Consider the following 964-nt stretch of genomic DNA (forward strand, 5'->3'; position numbering starts at 1 on the left):
TTTACAATATTAGGTTGTGGTCCTTCTCCAGGAGTGCCAAGACCTAATGGTGATTGGGGAACATGTGATCCGAATAATCCTAAAAATAAACGCTACAGAAGTTCTTTATTAGTTGAACGCATTAAACCATCAGGGAAAAAAACAACAATCGTTATTGATACGGGGCCGGATTTTCGCTCACAAATGATTGAAGCGCATGTGGACCATCTTGATGCTGCTCTTTACACACATTCTCATGCAGATCATATCCACGGTATTGATGATTTACGCAGCTATGCACTTGCACAAAAATGTTTAATAGATATCTATGCGGACAGATTTACACTAGAACATCTCAAAAATGCTTTCGGATATTGTTTTCAAACACCAAAAGATTCATCTTATTCTCCTATTTTAAAAGAGCATCTTATCAATGAAGATAGCCAATTTATTATTCAAGGGGAGGGTGGAACAATAAGCGTTAATACGCATTTACAACACCATGGAAATATTCATTCTTTAGGTTTCCGTATCGGAAATGTTGCCTATTGTACAGATGTTAGCGAGTTTCCTGAAAAAACATTATCCAAATTAATGGGTTTGGATGTTCTCATCATTGAAGCCCTTCAATTTAAATCTCACCCAAGTCATTTTTCTGTTGATCAAGCATTACAATGGATAAAATATTTAAAGCCAAAACAAGCAATACTCACACATATGGATAGATCGCTGGATTACAATAAGGTAATAAATTACGTTCCACCCTATGTAAAACCTGCATATCAAGGTCTTACTTTTGAAACAGATGCGTAAGCTTATTATGCGCAATATTTTAAGTTAAATAAAACACTTTTAAATTTATCCTTTATTTTATTTCATTTTTGACATATTTAGTGTTTTTTTATGTTAAAAATGAGGCTTTTATGTATAAGAATTTTAAGCGGGGTGTATGTATTGTGGTTTTAGCGGTTTCCTTGACAGCATG

1 protein-coding gene is annotated in these 964 nt (G+C 34.1%); it reads left to right on the forward strand.

Annotation, left to right across the window (positions count from 1 at the left end):
* A partial coding sequence (locus ACFIQE_RS10835; RefSeq protein ID WP_375707748.1) for an MBL fold metallo-hydrolase occupies positions 1 to 792 on the forward strand: 792 nt, incomplete at its 5' end.
* Positions 793 to 964 lie beyond the last annotated feature (172 nt).

The organism is Bartonella sp. AA1HLJMS (assembly GCF_042197445.1).
GTDB lineage: Bacteria > Pseudomonadota > Alphaproteobacteria > Rhizobiales > Rhizobiaceae > Bartonella.